15 protein-coding genes and 2 tRNA genes are annotated in these 15,357 nt (G+C 36.2%); 3 read left to right on the forward strand and 14 right to left on the reverse strand.

Features of this window, described 5'->3' with window-relative positions; translation table 11 throughout:
• The first annotated feature begins 458 nt into the window (after nt 1-458).
• Nucleotides 459-626 carry a bacteriocin-like protein gene (locus tag BUB03_RS21715; RefSeq protein ID WP_139258921.1) on the forward strand — a complete coding sequence of 56 codons (168 nt, stop codon included), beginning with the start codon at nt 459-461 and terminating at the stop codon, nt 624-626.
• 165 nt (nt 627-791) lie between these two features.
• Here BUB03_RS21715 and BUB03_RS17985 read toward each other — a convergent pair whose 3' ends face one another.
• From BUB03_RS17985 to BUB03_RS18040, 11 genes are all read right to left on the reverse strand, one after another.
• Nucleotides 792-3,239, reverse strand: coding sequence for a DUF5686 family protein (locus BUB03_RS17985; protein ID WP_228417930.1), 2,448 nt, complete (start codon nt 3,237-3,239; stop codon nt 792-794).
• Between the two features lie 734 nt (nt 3,240-3,973).
• Nucleotides 3,974-4,711: an ester cyclase gene (locus BUB03_RS21610; RefSeq protein WP_175547513.1), complete on the reverse strand. Its 738-nt coding sequence runs from the start codon at nt 4,709-4,711 to the stop codon at nt 3,974-3,976.
• Between the two features lie 167 nt (nt 4,712-4,878).
• Complete coding sequence (locus tag BUB03_RS18000) at nt 4,879-5,649, reverse strand: helix-turn-helix domain-containing protein (protein WP_073065793.1); 771 nt, start codon at nt 5,647-5,649, stop codon at nt 4,879-4,881.
• A gap of 226 nt (nt 5,650-5,875) precedes the next feature.
• Nucleotides 5,876-5,952 (reverse strand) — tRNA-Asn (locus tag BUB03_RS18005).
• A gap of 266 nt (nt 5,953-6,218) precedes the next feature.
• Nucleotides 6,219-7,247 carry an ACR3 family arsenite efflux transporter gene (gene arsB, locus BUB03_RS18010; protein WP_073065796.1) on the reverse strand — a complete coding sequence of 343 codons (1,029 nt, stop codon included), beginning with the start codon at nt 7,245-7,247 and terminating at the stop codon, nt 6,219-6,221.
• Between the two features lie 159 nt (nt 7,248-7,406).
• Nucleotides 7,407-8,018: an arsenate-mycothiol transferase ArsC gene (locus BUB03_RS18015; RefSeq protein WP_073065799.1), complete on the reverse strand. Its 612-nt coding sequence runs from the start codon at nt 8,016-8,018 to the stop codon at nt 7,407-7,409.
• A gap of 22 nt (nt 8,019-8,040) precedes the next feature.
• Nucleotides 8,041-8,514 carry a DUF6428 family protein gene (locus tag BUB03_RS18020; protein ID WP_073065802.1) on the reverse strand — a complete coding sequence of 158 codons (474 nt, stop codon included), beginning with the start codon at nt 8,512-8,514 and terminating at the stop codon, nt 8,041-8,043.
• A gap of 57 nt (nt 8,515-8,571) precedes the next feature.
• Nucleotides 8,572-8,898, reverse strand: coding sequence for an ArsR/SmtB family transcription factor (locus tag BUB03_RS18025; RefSeq protein WP_073065805.1), 327 nt, complete (start codon nt 8,896-8,898; stop codon nt 8,572-8,574).
• Nucleotides 8,899-9,128: 230 nt separating this feature from the next.
• A tRNA-Asn gene (locus BUB03_RS18030) sits at nt 9,129-9,205 on the reverse strand.
• A gap of 81 nt (nt 9,206-9,286) precedes the next feature.
• Nucleotides 9,287-10,768, reverse strand: coding sequence for an RIP metalloprotease RseP (gene rseP / locus BUB03_RS18035; RefSeq protein WP_073065807.1), 1,482 nt, complete (start codon nt 10,766-10,768; stop codon nt 9,287-9,289).
• A 103-nt stretch (nt 10,769-10,871) separates the two neighbouring features.
• On the reverse strand, nt 10,872-11,312 hold the full coding sequence (locus tag BUB03_RS18040) for a DUF6646 family protein (RefSeq protein ID WP_073065810.1): 441 nt from the start codon (nt 11,310-11,312) through the stop codon (nt 10,872-10,874).
• A gap of 99 nt (nt 11,313-11,411) precedes the next feature.
• Between BUB03_RS18040 and BUB03_RS18045 the strand changes: the two genes are divergently transcribed.
• Nucleotides 11,412-12,167 carry a nitrilase-related carbon-nitrogen hydrolase gene (locus BUB03_RS18045; RefSeq protein WP_073065812.1) on the forward strand — a complete coding sequence of 252 codons (756 nt, stop codon included), beginning with the start codon at nt 11,412-11,414 and terminating at the stop codon, nt 12,165-12,167.
• 111 nt (nt 12,168-12,278) lie between these two features.
• Entirely contained in the window at nt 12,279-13,100 is an 822-nt protein-coding gene (locus BUB03_RS18050) for a hypothetical protein (protein WP_073065815.1), read from the forward strand.
• A 105-nt stretch (nt 13,101-13,205) separates the two neighbouring features.
• On the opposite strand, the gene BUB03_RS18055 is transcribed toward BUB03_RS18050, so the two are convergent.
• The 3 genes from BUB03_RS18055 to BUB03_RS18065 all read right to left on the reverse strand — a co-directional run bounded on the left by BUB03_RS18055 (nt 13,206) and on the right by BUB03_RS18065 (nt 15,355).
• On the reverse strand, nt 13,206-13,505 hold the full coding sequence (locus tag BUB03_RS18055) for a thioredoxin family protein (RefSeq protein ID WP_040999599.1): 300 nt from the start codon (nt 13,503-13,505) through the stop codon (nt 13,206-13,208).
• Nucleotides 13,506-13,566: 61 nt separating this feature from the next.
• Nucleotides 13,567-13,944 carry a rhodanese-like domain-containing protein gene (locus BUB03_RS18060; RefSeq protein WP_073065817.1) on the reverse strand — a complete coding sequence of 126 codons (378 nt, stop codon included), beginning with the start codon at nt 13,942-13,944 and terminating at the stop codon, nt 13,567-13,569.
• A 1-nt stretch (nt 13,945) separates the two neighbouring features.
• Nucleotides 13,946-15,355 (reverse strand): MBL fold metallo-hydrolase, encoded by a 1,410-nt coding sequence (locus tag BUB03_RS18065; protein ID WP_073065820.1) that lies wholly within the window; start codon nt 15,353-15,355, stop codon nt 13,946-13,948.
• Between the last annotated feature and the right edge of the window lie 2 nt (nt 15,356-15,357).

A 15,357-nucleotide genomic window follows, 5' to 3' on the forward strand; every position in this document is an offset into this window, starting at 1 on the left:
ACAGAAGTTAAGCCCACCAGCGCCGATGGTACTGCGACAAGCGGGAGAGTAGGCCGCCGCCAGTTTTTATTAAAAGTCTCATACAACATGTTTGTGTGAGACTTTTTTGTTTTTGGATATATAGATAGCTAAACCTATTCTATCCCATACCTATTCTATACCCAACCTAGCCTTTACCTGGACATCACTCATCACTCATTATCTTTACATAAGCAATATCTACAACTTCCGTTGAATCTAAATGTGACTAGTAAATTCGGGAGACTCATATATCTGAGATGCTTATAAAGTTTCGTCAATATTTCAAGATTAATCATTCATAATCAGGGAAGAAAAATATTTTTGCTAATATTCTAATTATTGTGAAATATTTATATATTTGTTTAGAGCCATAAAACAAATTAATTGCGAAAGCCGAAAAGCATAAAGAGTAGGCAAAAAAACTAAAACAAAATACTATGAAAAATCTTAAGAAACTGACAAAAAAAGAACTGAAGACTATCGATGGTGGTGCTTTGGCATGCCCTCCTCCTGCAACTACTTGTGGGGAATGGTGTTCGTGGACCCCACAGCAAAGGCTGAGATGTCCTAATATGATCATAGATCCGGATCCGTGCGGATGTTAGATAAATAAGTTATTGAAAAAAAGATCCCTGGTATTACCGGGGATTTTTATGTTAGTCATACTTAAAATATTTTTAAAGCAGCCAATCTTTACTAACGGTTTGCTTTTCTATTAAGCAATATAAGATAAAAAAATCTCCTTATCATATCGATAAGGAGATTGTATTTTAAAATCCGACCTGGAAGCCTGCTTTTATTCCAAATGTTGAAATATCCGGCCTGTCAAGGTAATTTCCTCTCCAGTTAAAGTCAACCCTGAATATTCTAAGGTTTCCGATTCCTATATTTTCAATTCCGAATCCGTATTCAAAATAAATTTGTTCGCTTGGTGCTGAATATTTGAATCCATCTACATTAATGGCTTTTGAAGCATCGCTTAAAGTTCCGTAAGCAGTTCTAATGAAAGCAATTTCTCTAAGCTTAAGTTTTTTAATCAAGGGAATAAAAGAGAGTATTTTTCCATTGAAATGATGCTCAAGATGCAACGTTGTGTAAGTGTCTGCCACAAACTCATAGTAGTTAAGCTGTGAAAATGTATTCTGTGCCAGGCTGTATGACTGGTTTCCAGGAATTACATTCTGCAGGGCCAGCGGAACTGTGTCAAAAGTTTTTCCGGCTTCAAAGTTTACAATAGTTTTCCCCCAGCTTCCAATTAGGATTGGCTTGTAGAACATAAACTGGAGCCTGTTATAGTTGAAATCACCGTTAAAAAGGCCTTCAATACCTCTGGTGTATTTAAGGATAATGGTAGGGGCCAGTGTTCCGTGCTCATAACGGTCAACTCCTGTCTGGGAGAACTTTGCTCCCGGTCTTGCAATTAAACTTAAAGTAACGTGAGAATCGTTAAGTGTTTTTCTCAGATCACCATTCCGGTAATACATTAGGCTGAATTTATCAGGATTGGCTGATTTTATGCTCTGCAATGTTCCGTCTACACGAACCTGGAAGTTTTTCCATGGCTCAATGGAAGCAAAAATGTTAGTTTTGTTAATGGAGCTCAAAGAAGCGTTTTCTCCTCTTGCAAAAAGAGTGGATGATGCAAAGGTACGTGCCATGATTCCATCATCAGTGGTAAGTTGCACACCCAGCTGCTCAATATCCCTCTTCGTACCGGCACCGATCATAAATCTGTTAACCCTGTTGAACATATAACGGCCTTCTGCACCATATTTAACCTGCTGATCTTTGAATCCATATGCAGTATAGAACTGAAGCCTCCAGGGATCGTTTTGCCCAAAGTAAGTTCTTGCTCCCAGTCTTATTCTGTCGCCTTCCACTTCGTTTTTACCGTAAATTGAAAAAATAGGACCGATATCAATGCCTTTAAATGCATTATAATATCCTGATGCAAGGGTTTCATAGATTTTAACGATACGGTTGAATTTTGGTGTCTGCTGAAGCCTGTCAAGCATCTCATAAACGCCTTGTTCTGATTTGGATAATGAATCTGGTCTTGCTTTTAACCAATAAGCATCATCTTTATCTACAAATTTGTCATCATACTCTTCCTGTTTCCGTGTGAAAACTTTATCATCAAGAGGCTTGTTGAAGTCGTATTGGGAATAATCCACCGTTCGTTTGGCAATAATACTTTTGGAGGTTCTTTTCTTTGCGAAAGGGGTAAGTTCTATTTCTGTAATAAATTTTTTAGGGAGGAAAGTATTCTCATCAGGGTTGTCATATTCCAGCTCTGTGGAAATGCTGTTGATGAAATTAACGTTGATCTTCTGTGTAGACTTTAATGTGGCTCCCAGAACAGCATAGTTGTCCGTGTCTATATAAAGATAGCCCTGGAATGCTAAAACATCCTTTCTTTTAGGCTGATATCTTATTTTGTAGGCATTCTCACCATGGATCGAAATGGTGTCTGTCAGATTATAATCATAGGTACTGAATCCGTTTGTCCCAACAGGGCTTGGGAATCCTATATCAAAATAATTTAATGTATTGTCGTAAATATTAATATCGCGGTAAAGATTTTTTGCCGTGATGGTGATTACCTGATTATCCTGGAATCCAGATGTTTTTTGGGCAACAAGTAATCTTTTTGTCTTTTTTCCCGGTTTGTTTTCTCCATAGTTTTCGTAGACGGATTCATTCAGGAAGATGGGAAGCCCAATCTTGCCGCTCGCTGTAGAGTCTGCGTAATCGAAAATAAAATCAAGTTTATTGAAGATCTTTTTACTCATAAAAGCGCTGTCCAGATTGTTTGCATCAAACTGGATCTTTTCATATTCTTTATAAGTATAGGTATCGAATTTCTCCAGGCCGTTATTTCGTTTCCTTTTCCATACCTCCTGCATAATAGCATAGGCAGGATTTTCTTTTTTGTTCTTGTATTTTGGTTTTTCGTTGTGGATGACGATTTCACCAATGCTGCTTACCTTTTCCTGTGAAAGCTGTACGAAAACATTGGCCGCATTTTCAGGGGTGATATCAACGGTTTCGGTGGAATAGGCCTTTTTCGAAAACCTTAGTTTATGAATAATACTGTCGGACTGAACGCTAAAGCTTCCCAGGGTGGTCTTTAGAAAGGGTTCGGTATTATCATTTATAAAGACATCTACACCGGAAATTTCTTTATTTGTTTTTGCGTCTGTAATTCTTCCATTCACTGTGTTTTGGGCGTATGCCAGGCAGGATATGAAGAGCAGAAAAAAAAGATTGTAATATTTAGAGTTGTTGTTTAACATCATTTGGTTCTTCAAGCAATTAGCACAAACAAAAAGCGTGCTGTTTATTTAAAAAAGATCATTTTTTTTAACGTTTTCTATGAAAATTCATAAAACAGCAAATGTAGCAAAAATAACAGTAAAAGATTATGATAATTAATGAGTTGATCATAACGGATTTTAATGTTAAAAAGCAATTGTGAATAAGGTTAGTATAAAGAGGGAAACTAACAACTTTTTCACATTTTTTCCGCAGCTTTTCACAGCTTGTTAATAAGATTTCAAGATGTTTTTAAGAAGTTATCCATACGTTATTCACGGAAATACAAACGTATTTCATCATCATGCTAATAGCTTGCTGATATTTTTTCCACAGGTTATTAACATTGTATTTTATTTATTATAAGCCAGTTAATGATAAAATTCATTTTTTTCCACAGTAATATGGTAACTATAATATTTTCTTCAGATGATTAATTATTAAAGAATTACTAACACTTTTGGTTTTTTGTGGATAATTTCAAAAAATATAATACACAGATCAAGATGATAAGAATTGATAAATAAATCTACTTTTGAGCTACAGAAAAAAGACTTACTTGTTTGTAAGTCTTTTCCGGCTTCTGAATCGAGAGCTTTCTTTGATTATGAAAGTTGTAAGTGAATAGTTAATGTTTCTATTCTTGAAAAGTTTGATATTGGCCACGTTCCATTTTTATATTCAATCTTGCGTAAAAATCTTTTGGATTAAATCCTGTTCTTTTGTATTCTTTCTGTACTGCCAATTTTGCTTCATTCAGCCTTTTCCGGTTCTCCCATTCTGCAACAGTAATGATAGTCAGGTTTCCGCTATCATCATAACTTTCCAGAACTTTATCGCTAATGAACCCTGAAAGATTTTTAATAAAAACTCTATTGTAAGCCATTCTTTCTTTGAATTCCGCAACGGAAGATTTTGGAATAAAAAATTTATCAATTAGAAAAAGGATATTTGGATCAGCGGGTTTCGGTGGAATTGGTAAGGCTTCCAATTGTTGTAGAAAGCTAAAACGGTCCGTTTCAATTTCGCTGAAAACAATTTTTTCATTTTTAAATATATAGGTTGCAATTCCGTTTACAGAAATCGTTTTATGGGTGGGGATAATGTTTTGAAACGGGAGTTGATGTGTTCCGGTAAATATTTGTTTAACGATCACTTTATTATCTTCAGCAATGATATCCTCAATTTTCCATTGGGCATCAGGAAAAGCGGTGGCTAATTCGGCAATTGGCTTTTTGAAGGCGGCTACACCCTTTGCTCCAACAGAATTGGTATAGATATCCGATATTAAAATGGGCAACTTTTCAAACTGTTTAGGATTAAGTATAGAGTCGTAAAGAAGCCGTATAGCTTCTTTGTTTCTGATAATGTTCATTGGCTGAGTATTTTTAAATGATCTGGTTTGTGAAAACAAAGACATGGTTTGGCTGAATAACAAAACGGATGTCAGAACTATTTTGAATTTTGGGCTCATCATTAAAGTAATTTATTGATGCAAAGTTCAAGACTTGTCTCCTCAAATCATTGTAAAAAATCATTGATTTACCAATAGGAAGCAGATTTGTAAAACTCTGTTGGTGTTTGGCCGGTGAAAAGTTTAAAATCTTTGTTGAAATGAGCCTGATCGTAGAATCCGGCATCAAAAGCAGTGTCCAAAAGCCGCCCGTCTGTCTTTAAAGGAATGGCCGCGGACATCCGGATAATGGATGCGAACTGTTTGGGCGAGGAACCGATGCTTTTTCTAAACCGTTTCTCAAAGGCATCGTTGCTGATGTGTAGCATCTCTGCTAATTCGTTTATTTTTATATCTCCTCTTGCCTGCTGAATTTTAGCAACGGCATTTGCTATCATGCTATCGGGATTTGGATTAATTAGTCTTTTTAATAAGAACTTTTCCACAATTTTTACTCTTTGAAAGTTGTTTTTTGCTTCACACAACATTTCCTCGGTATTTCTGACTTCGTCAGGATCCAAAATATCATCAAGCAAAATACTTTTCTCAAATAAACCGTAAAGAGGTTCTTTAAAAAATGCGGAGGCTCCGCTCTCTTTGAACATGACAATTAATGTGGAAGTATTCGGGGAATAATTGATAAGCCGTACTGATTTCCGGAGCCCTGAAATTATTGCTTTTGGCAGTATGATCCGCTCCGAATTCACAGTGTATGAGTTTTGTCCGCTAAAACAAAAAGCCATGGCTATTGAGCTTCCCGGTAATACTCTGTTCTGTATTTCCTCATGGCTTTCAATAATTTTGATAGCCTTTATAAAAGGCTCCAGTGCTTTTATTGGTTTATACTCAATTATTTCCATTCTGCTTACTTCTGGTATAGTGCTGTGATGCTAATTAACGCTTGGGTATTATGGATATTTTATTGATTGTCAGTTGTTTTTATGTAATAAATATAAGAATTTTCTTCGGTTTAAAGATTATACGGACATTTCATTATTTAAACACGATATAAAATGATAGAAAAGCTGTAAATGCTTAATTATATTGGAGTAAAATAAAAAAGACTTACAGAAATGTAAGTCTTTTTGGCTCCTCCTGCTGGGCTCGAACCAGCGACCCTCTGATTAACAGTCAGATGCTCTAACCAACTGAGCTAAGGAGGAATTTCCTTTGTTTAAGGTGCTGCAAATATAAAAGGAATATTAATATCAGGCAAATTTTATCCCCAATTAACGGTGTTTTTTAACTAAAAATGTTGAATTTCAGCTACAAATATTTTGGGTTATTTGTAGATTGAGCCTGAACATCTTTAATAAATGGGGGATTTGCACATTCGTTGCGGATTAATTTCCTGATTCCAGCTGATTCTTCACTAAATTGAAATAGTCTGCTTTACGATATTCCAGGTAGTTTATTGCATATTGTTGGGTTAATAATATTTCTTTTTTAACCATAAACTTATCCGTACAAGCAGTATCAAAACCGGCACTTCTACCAATGGTCCGATTACACCCACGAATGCCTGGGGAGAGTGTATCCCAAATACGGATATAGCAACTGCAATTGCTAATTCAAAGTTGTTTCCTGTTGCCGTGAAAGCTATCGAGGCATTTTTATCATAGGGAACATTAAATGATTTATTGATAAAGAAACTTACAAAAAACATCAGCACAAAGTAAACGATTAATGGTGCAGCCACTTTTAAAACATCTAATGGTAATTCAAGTATCTTATCTCCTTTAAGGCTGAACATTAAAATAATGGTGAATAAAAGGGCATACAAAGTCCAGGGGGATATTTTAGGAATAAACTTCCTGTTGTACCATTCTAAACCTTTTGATTTAATTAAAAAGTAACGGCTCAAAAAACCTGCTAGAAAAGGAATTCCTAAATATATCAAAACACTTTCGGTAACGTCTTTCATTGATACGGTTACATTAAAATTAGCCAAACCTAATTTTTCAGGCAAAACATTGATGAAAAGCCAAACCATAAAGCTGTAGCTCAATACCTGAAATATGCTGTTTAAAGCTACTAACAATGCACCATACTCACGATTACCTTTGGCTAAATCGTTCCATACAAGTACCATTGCAATACATCTTGCTAAGCCAATAAGGATTAAACCAATCATGTAATCAGGCTCGTTTCTCAGGAAAATAATTGCCAATAGGAACATTAAAACCGGACCGATAACCCAATTCAATAACAAAGAAATTCCAATTGTTTTTTTATCTTGAAAAACTTTAGGCAACAAGGAATAATCAACCTTTGCTAATGGCGGGTACATCATAATGATTAAACCAATGGCCAATGGGATATTAGTAGTTCCTACTGATAAGGAATTGGTGATATCAGAAATATTAGGAAAAAAATATCCTAAGCCTATTCCTAAAAACATTGCTAAGAATATCCAGAGTGTGAGAAACCTGTCAAGAAATTTTAATTTTGGCTGCATTTTATTATTTTAATCTATTCCTGCTATTTTACTTCTTCATTTCAAGCCTCCCACGAAGGTGCTGTGGTCTCAAATGTTGCAATACCGGTAGCAATACCCTGTTCGTATATATTAGATATTTCGGGATAATGTTCTTTTTCAATTGCTAATACTTCCATTCTATTTTTTTATTTGTGAAAAAACATAAAACATTTCAGCTCCAATCTGTACACTTCTTTCTTGATAAACTTTTGTTTGTTCAGGTGTGTTATCCGAAATTTTCGGGTCCTCAAAGGTGATAGGAATACGTGCGTCGGCACCGACAATGAATGGGCAGCCACCATCAGCCTGGGAACAGGTCATGATTGCAGCAAAACCGGAAGCTGGATTAAAAGGACTGTCATATCTTTTGGAAAAGCCTATGATTGGATGACTATTTTCACTGGACTTGACAGCGTAGACGGGGTTTTCAGTGCCGGAAATCTCCAGTATTGTAAACCCTTGTTCTTTCAGGGTTTCTATAACTTTAGGAAACATTGCAGTTTCTTCTGTTCCCCCGGAGTAACAAGTTACACCCGGAACTTTATAATAAATACCTGCAATTTGTGCCCAAACTTGTGATAAATGGCTCCTTCTTGAGTTATGGGTACAGATAAAATTGATATTGACATCTTTTTTTTCTTCCAGCTTTTTTTGAATAAAGTCAACCAAGGGTGCTAATGTCGCTTTTCTATCTTCATTAATTTCTTGATTCTTTAATAATTCTATTGTTTCTAATAATTTGGGATACATAGCTTATTTTTAGATTAAAATTTTAGCAACATCCAGAATTTGGTGTACATCCGGAATTTTGTTTAGATGAAAGTTCGGATAAGCTTATTTTTTGTTTTTCAGAAGGAATTCCACAGGCATCCTTGGCTAAACAGGCTGTTGTTTTGTTCTTAAGTATAAAATTTTTCCCGTTGAATTCTAAATCGAATTTACCAATAGTTGTATTTTGGTATTCAACCTCTATTTCATCATCTTCAATTCCTAATTTTTCTTCTGATAGCTTGATGATGTTTAGAAGTTTTCCGGGTTTTAAACGATGTTCAAAATCATCAGCATTCCACAGTTGAAAGTTTACAACCTTTTCATTTCGGATAGTTCCACCACAATCAATAAAATGTTTGTTTACAGTTCCTACTTCTGTAACATGGAAATGTTCAGGAACAAAAGTTCCGTCTTCTAATTGAAATTCAACATTCTCTAATGTTGGTAAAATTTCTTTGATCTCAGATAATTTCATTATTGTTTTATTTATTGGTTAAATGCTATATTGCGATAAATAAGATTAAAAAAAGGCTTAACAGCATTTTTGTTTTGTAACGGTCAGAATTATTTTTGAGAAATATTCTTTCAGTATCTCAAAAGTATTTTCATCTATACAGTAACAAATTGCGGTTCCTTCGATATTTCCTTTGATAAGACCGGCATTTTTTAATTCTTTCAGATGTTGAGAAACTGTTGCCTGTGCCAAGGGCAGTTCATTGACGATATCTCCACATATACACGTGTTTACTTTTAATAAATATTCGATGATGGCTACTCTTGCCGGATGTCCCAATGCTTTAGCAATAGTTGCTATTTTATTTTGATCATCTGTGAAGTGGTCTGTTTTTGTTGCTCCCATGTGGTTTTGTATATCGCAATATTACGATAAATATTTTAATAAAAAAATATATTGGCTTTGATTTTATACAGTATGTGAAAACCCTTTTTATATATCATGTAAGTGGCTATATATAAACCATATTTTAAGGTTATTCAAAAAGTAATAATTTTTGCTAGAATAGCAAGGAAATTATATCAACCCTGACCACATAAAAAAACACCTACATTGCTGTAAGTGTTTAATTTTATTGGCTCCTCCTGCTGGGCTCGAACCAGCGACCCTCTGATTAACAGTCAGATGCTCTAACCAACTGAGCTAAGGAGGAATGTCCTTTGTTTTAAGTGGTGCAAATATAGGACGAATATTTATACCGTACAAATATTTTTTAGAAAAAAATTCAAAAAAATTATAAACTGCCCGTAAGCGCCTTAAAGATATCGCTTCCGAAGATCAGTAACATCAATCCTAGAAGGAAGATAACCCCGATCATTTGCGCATTTTCCAATACTTTCTGAGGTACAGGTTTCCCCGTAATGACTTCCCATAAAGTGAATAAAACGTGCCCTCCGTCAAGTCCCGGAATAGGAATAAGGTTCAGGAATGCCAGCCATACAGAGAACATTGCCGTAAAACTCCAGAATAGGCTCCAGTTTACAGATACTGCTCCGTCTTTAGACTTTTCTACCGGCATATTCTTAATGATTGCCAGTGGACCGCCTACTTTCTTATAACCCTGAACTTTTTTATTGAAGACCAGTTTAAACTGTTTAACCTGGTAAGTTAAGCTTTCAATACTTCTTGTAAACCCTCTTCCGATAGACTCAATAAACGTAAAATGCTGTGTATTGGCAAACTTTTCAAGCTGCTTATAAGAAGCTATACCTAATGTCCCTTCCTTCGAAACCTGAAGGCTTAGCGGCTGTAATGCGCCGGCTCTTAATATCTCCATATTAATAACTTTACCTGCATTTTTTACAACAGCGCCCTGCAGCTCGTCATAATAATTGATTTTCTGCCCGTTTACAGAAACTACCTGATCACCTGTTTTTAATCCGGCTTCAGCAGTTTTAGGATTCACAATTGTATCAATTACAGGAGCATATCTTGGCGTAAGGAATGCTCTTGGATTTTCATCTTTAAAAGCAAGTGCCTTTCCGTCATCATTCGTATTAAAAGTAAATTCCTGTCCGTTTCTTAAAACGGTTACCTGGTCGCTCAATAGAATGTCCAAAGACAGCTTATCCAGGTTATTCTGAACCTTTCCGTCTACTTTTAAGATCTTGTCACCATCTTTAAATCCCATTGCCTTGGCAACATTGGTATAATGCATCGGAGTTTCCACTTTAGTAGTATCGAAAGAACTCTCGCCATTAAAGTAAGAAAGACATCCGAAAATGATCCACGCAAGGAAAAAGTTCACAGTAACCCCTCCCAGCATGATGATTAGTCTCTGCCAGGCCGGTTTGGATCTGAATTCCCATGGCTGTGCAGGTTTCTTCATCTGCTCTTTATCCATGCTTTCGTCGATCATTCCCGCAATTTTCACATAACCTCCGAAAGGAAGCCATCCGATACCGTATTTCGTTTGCTCGGGGTGCTTTCTCCAGTCGCTGTCCGGAAGCTTTGAAGTATCGATAGGAACTTCTGTTTCTTTTCCGTCTACTACGATAGTTTCTGTATCCGGAAGATTTTTGGAAAGAAATTTATATTGCCATTTTCCGTTGATTTTCTTCATTGAAAAGATCGAAAACCACGGATCGAAAAACAGGAAGAATTTCTCAGCCCTGGTCTTAAACCATTTTGCCGGTAAAAAGTGTCCAAGCTCATGAAGAACTACTAAAATAGAAATACTTAGTATGAACTGGAAAATCTTGATTGCTAATTCCATTAATAAATTTTAGATTTTAATTTGCAAAGGTAACAATTATCAAAACTATGCCAAATAAAAAAGCCCCTCTAAATGAGAAGCTTTGTCATATATTTCGTGAATTCTACAGGTTGAAAGAAACACCGATGCTGCCGTTGTTGCCTACTTCTGCAAAAACGCCCACTTTCTCGGTGAAAAAGTAACGGGCTCCGATATGAGCTCCGATCCCGAAATCCTTTCCAAGAACACCAACGTCAACGCCAGGATAAATGTCCCATTTTGCAGGAAGATCAAGCGCTTCATTAAGGTGGAAATTCAATCTTCCGAAAGCAAAAACACGGTTATCTTTATCATGATCCTTATAATTATCAAAATAAACATTCAGACCGGCTCCAACGGATATAAGTTGATTCAATCCGTAATCATAAGTTCCGGTAACTCCGGTTCCGTATCCCCAGGCACTTAATCCCGCCTGAACTTTTTGGTCACCTTTACCTGTGTAAGCCTGTGCGTGGGCTGCTGTTCCGAAAAAAGCGATCATCAGCACCAAAAACAATTTCTTCATAATTTTACTTTTTAAATTGATAATGGAAATATCCTCATCAAAAATAGAACCGAAATCAATGGAAAATCGTATTTTTATTGAAGTTTTTTAACAAAGTTTATGAAAATTGCAGGACTTAATTTAGATATTGTCTGGAAAAATAAAGAAAAGAATTTCCAATTCATCGAAGAACAGTTTAAAAGCCTTGAAGCTGATATTTTCCTGCTTCCTGAAATGTTTTCCACCGGCTTCTGCATGGATGCCGCTGAAGTCTCGGACAGAAATGAAGAATCCCTTGAGTTCCTGAAGAAAATCTCAAAAGAAAAAAATGCCGCAGTCTGCGGAAGTGCTCCGGTAGAGCAGGACGGAAATTTTTATAACAGAATGTATTTCGTTCAGCCCGGCTCAGAGCCTGTTTTTTATGATAAAAGACATCTGTTTTCTTTTTCGGGAGAAGATAAAGTATATACTCCCGGAGATAAAAGGATTATTGTAAATTATATGGGGTTCCGGATCTTATTGCAGGTCTGCTACGATCTCCGTTTCCCGGTTTTTGCGAGAAACAATGATGATTATGATGCTATTTTATATGTGGCCAACTGGCCTGAAAAAAGAGTAGGAGCCTGGGAACACCTGCTAAAAGCCAGGGCAATAGAAAATCTGTCTTTTGTTTTTGGTTTAAACAGAATCGGGACAGATGGAAATGGCCTTGTTTATCAGGAAAGCTCGCATTGTTTTTTTGCAGATGGGACAGAAATTTCACAAAAGAACGGAAATATCATTTCTGCGGAACTGAATAGTGATGAACTGAAAGATTTCAGGCAGCATTTCCAGTTTCTGAATGACAGAGATGATTTTGAGATCAAAATCAAATAATTCGGAAGTTAAGATTTGATCTTTATTGAATATTTTGAGATGTTTTTTATTTTTTTTAAAAAGTATATTGTATTTTTTTTAATTTTAAATAAATAATTAGAAAGAATATATATGAATAAAAAACTACTGTTTGCTATCTTCTGTGTTTTGAATTTGGTGATGAACGCGCAGGAAAATGCACGTAATCAAGAAAATGATATTGCTGAATTTCAATTGGAAGATGGGTCTTCATTTAAAGCAAACTCTGTGAATGCAGTTACTAAAACTATTAATATGGGACAATTGATAGTCCACAACAGAATATCAGCATTTCAATATACAACACAGGCGGGTGAGAAGACGAAAGAAATAAACTCTAAAGATGTAAAAAAGATTATTTATTACAATGGCGATGAAATTTCTCAAATTCAGGAAAAAATTAAAGTAAAAACGGTAGATAAGAAAGGAGGTCTTTCAAATGATACAGCCGAAACGTTCGAATACTTACTCTATGACGGTAAAATTAAATTATACAGTTCAAATGTATTTGAGTGTATGGGATTGAATGCATGTTATTATACCCATTCAAACTTTTATATTCAAAAAAGCGGTGAGCCTTACACGGTTTTGGCAGTAAAACAAAAGAGTCAGTTCAATTCTAAGATGGGATCTTCCATTGAAAATATCGTTGATGCTTTTAGAGCGGTTGCCGGAGATTGTGGTTCATTTAATCAGTATTTAAATTCTTTTGAGAAAGAAATGATGCAGGAAAAGCATTTGGATAAAACGTTACAAAAAGAATATCAGGAAATTTATAAAACAACTTTACAAGAAGTAAAAAAAGATAGAGAACAAACCAAAAGATTATTTTATATCGTTGGAGATAAAATACAAAACAGGCAGGCTGAAATTTACATTGGAATCATAAAAGAGTATGAGAAAAACTGTCCGTAAATACGCTGGTAATTTGTTATAAAAATCCCATTTCACGAATCTAAACGGATGCTATCTCAACTATCTGTGTGTATAAAATAAAAAAAACTGTGAAAAAATCACAGTTTAAGCATATTGTTTAAGCAGTTCCGTGAGCGTATTCACGTCGTGGACTCCGCTTTCTTTCCATAAAAGTTCTCCGTTTTTGAAGACCGCGAGTGTAGGAACACCTCTTACACCATATTGTGCTGCCAAAGCAGGGTATTGGTCTACATCTACTTTGATGATTCTTGCCCCTTCACCTACGTTTTCCTTTACTGTATTTAAAACAGAGGACTGTACTTTACAAGGCTGGCACCAGGTGGCAAAAAAATCAATAAGTACCGGTCTTTCCGAATTGATGATTTCCTGAAATTTTTGTGACATAGTTTTTGATTTTTTATTGAAACCGCTAAGATTTATTCATAAGTCCTGGCAGTATAATATTTTATTTTCCTGATTGTTTTTCATCCTGGATTGCTTTTACATTTTTCCAGGTTGTACCGTCATAGGCTTCCACACCGTTTTTCTTTAAGATTTCCATAGCCTGATCGGCCTGGATCCCTTTATTGCAGAATACAACAACTTTTTTGCCCTTAAGAGAGTCTATATTGTTCTGAATTTCAGCTAAAGGAATATTAATGGCTCCTTTTGCTGTTCCTGCCTCATACTGTTCCGGAATTCTTACGTCTACCAGTGTTACATCCGCACTATTCACTACTTCTTTGATGTTGGGTTTTGGTACTGTAGCTGTATGGTTTGATTTACAAGCTGTTAAAGCTAAAACTGACGCAAAAATATATCCAGAAATTGTTCTTTTCAACATCCTACAATGTTTTTGACTGACAAACAAAGTCCGTTGTAGGTAGTTTCTCTAACTTTTTGATCCCGTTGAAACCTCCTTCTATTTCAGTAAAATTTCTGATTCCGTGTGAGTTAAGAACGCTTGCAGCAATCATGCTTCTGTATCCTCCTGCACAGTGAAGAAAGAAATGTTCAGAATCATCAATGGTTTTTATCCAGTCGCTGATCGTGTCAAGCGGCTTGTTAAATGCATTGTCAACATGCTCGGCAGAATACTCGCTTAATTTTCTCACATCAATAACAGTAGCATTTTCCGTGAATTGTTCAGCAAATTCAGCAGGAGAAATCCTTTTGATCTCATCCGTTTCTTTACCGGCATTTTTCCATGCAGCGAAACTGCCGTTCAGATACCCTAAAACATTATCGAAACCGACTCTGCTTAATCTTGTGATTACTTCCTCTTCCGTTCCTTCATCAGTCACCAGTAAAAGCGGGTGCTTTACATCTACGATCATATTTCCTACCCAAGGGGCAAAATCTCCCTTAAGGCCTATATTAATAGAGTTCGGAATGAATCCTTTATGAAATTCTGCCGGGCTTCTTGTATCTAAAATTAAAGCCCCTGTTTCTTCTGCCAAAGCTTCGAAATCTTCTGCAGCAACCGGATTCAGTCCCTTGTTCATTACGACGTCCAGGCTCTCATAACCTCCTTTATTCATCGCAACGTTCATTCCAAAATATTTCGGCGGAGCGGTAAGGCCATCAAGCACTTCTCTGATGAAAGATTCTTTATCAGGCTGATTCAGTGCATAATTGGTTTTTTTCTGGTTGCCCAATATATCCACCGTCTCTTTCTGCATATTTTTTCCACAGGCAGAACCTGCGCCATGAGCGGGATAAACCGTAATGCTGTCGTCCAGTGGCATAATTTTGCTCTGGAGACTGTCATAAAGAATTCCTGCAAGATCTTCCTGGGTAAGATTGGTTGCCTTCTGTGCAAGATCCGGTCTTCCAACATCGCCTAAAAACAATGTGTCCCCGGTAAAGATTGCAGTTTCAGTACCGTTTTCGTCAATTAAAAGGTAGGTGGTACTCTCCATCGTATGTCCGGGAGTATGCAGTGCTTTTATTTTTATTTTCCCAATCTCAAAGATCTGGTTATCTTCAGCAATAATGGCCTCAAATGCAGGCTGAGCAGTGGGTCCGTAAACAATGGGAGCCCCTGTTTTTTCACTTAGATCCAAATGTCCTGAAACAAAATCAGCATGGAAATGAGTCTCAAAAATATACTTTAAAGTGACGTTGTCTTTTTCAAGGCGATCCAGATAAGGTTTTACCTCTCTCAGCGGATCAATGATGGCAGCTTCATTTTCTGATACAATATAATAGGCACCCTGAGCCAGACAGCCCGTATATATTTGTTCAATTTTCATTG

The organism is Chryseobacterium oranimense (assembly GCF_900129755.1).
GTDB lineage: Bacteria > Bacteroidota > Bacteroidia > Flavobacteriales > Weeksellaceae > Chryseobacterium > Chryseobacterium oranimense.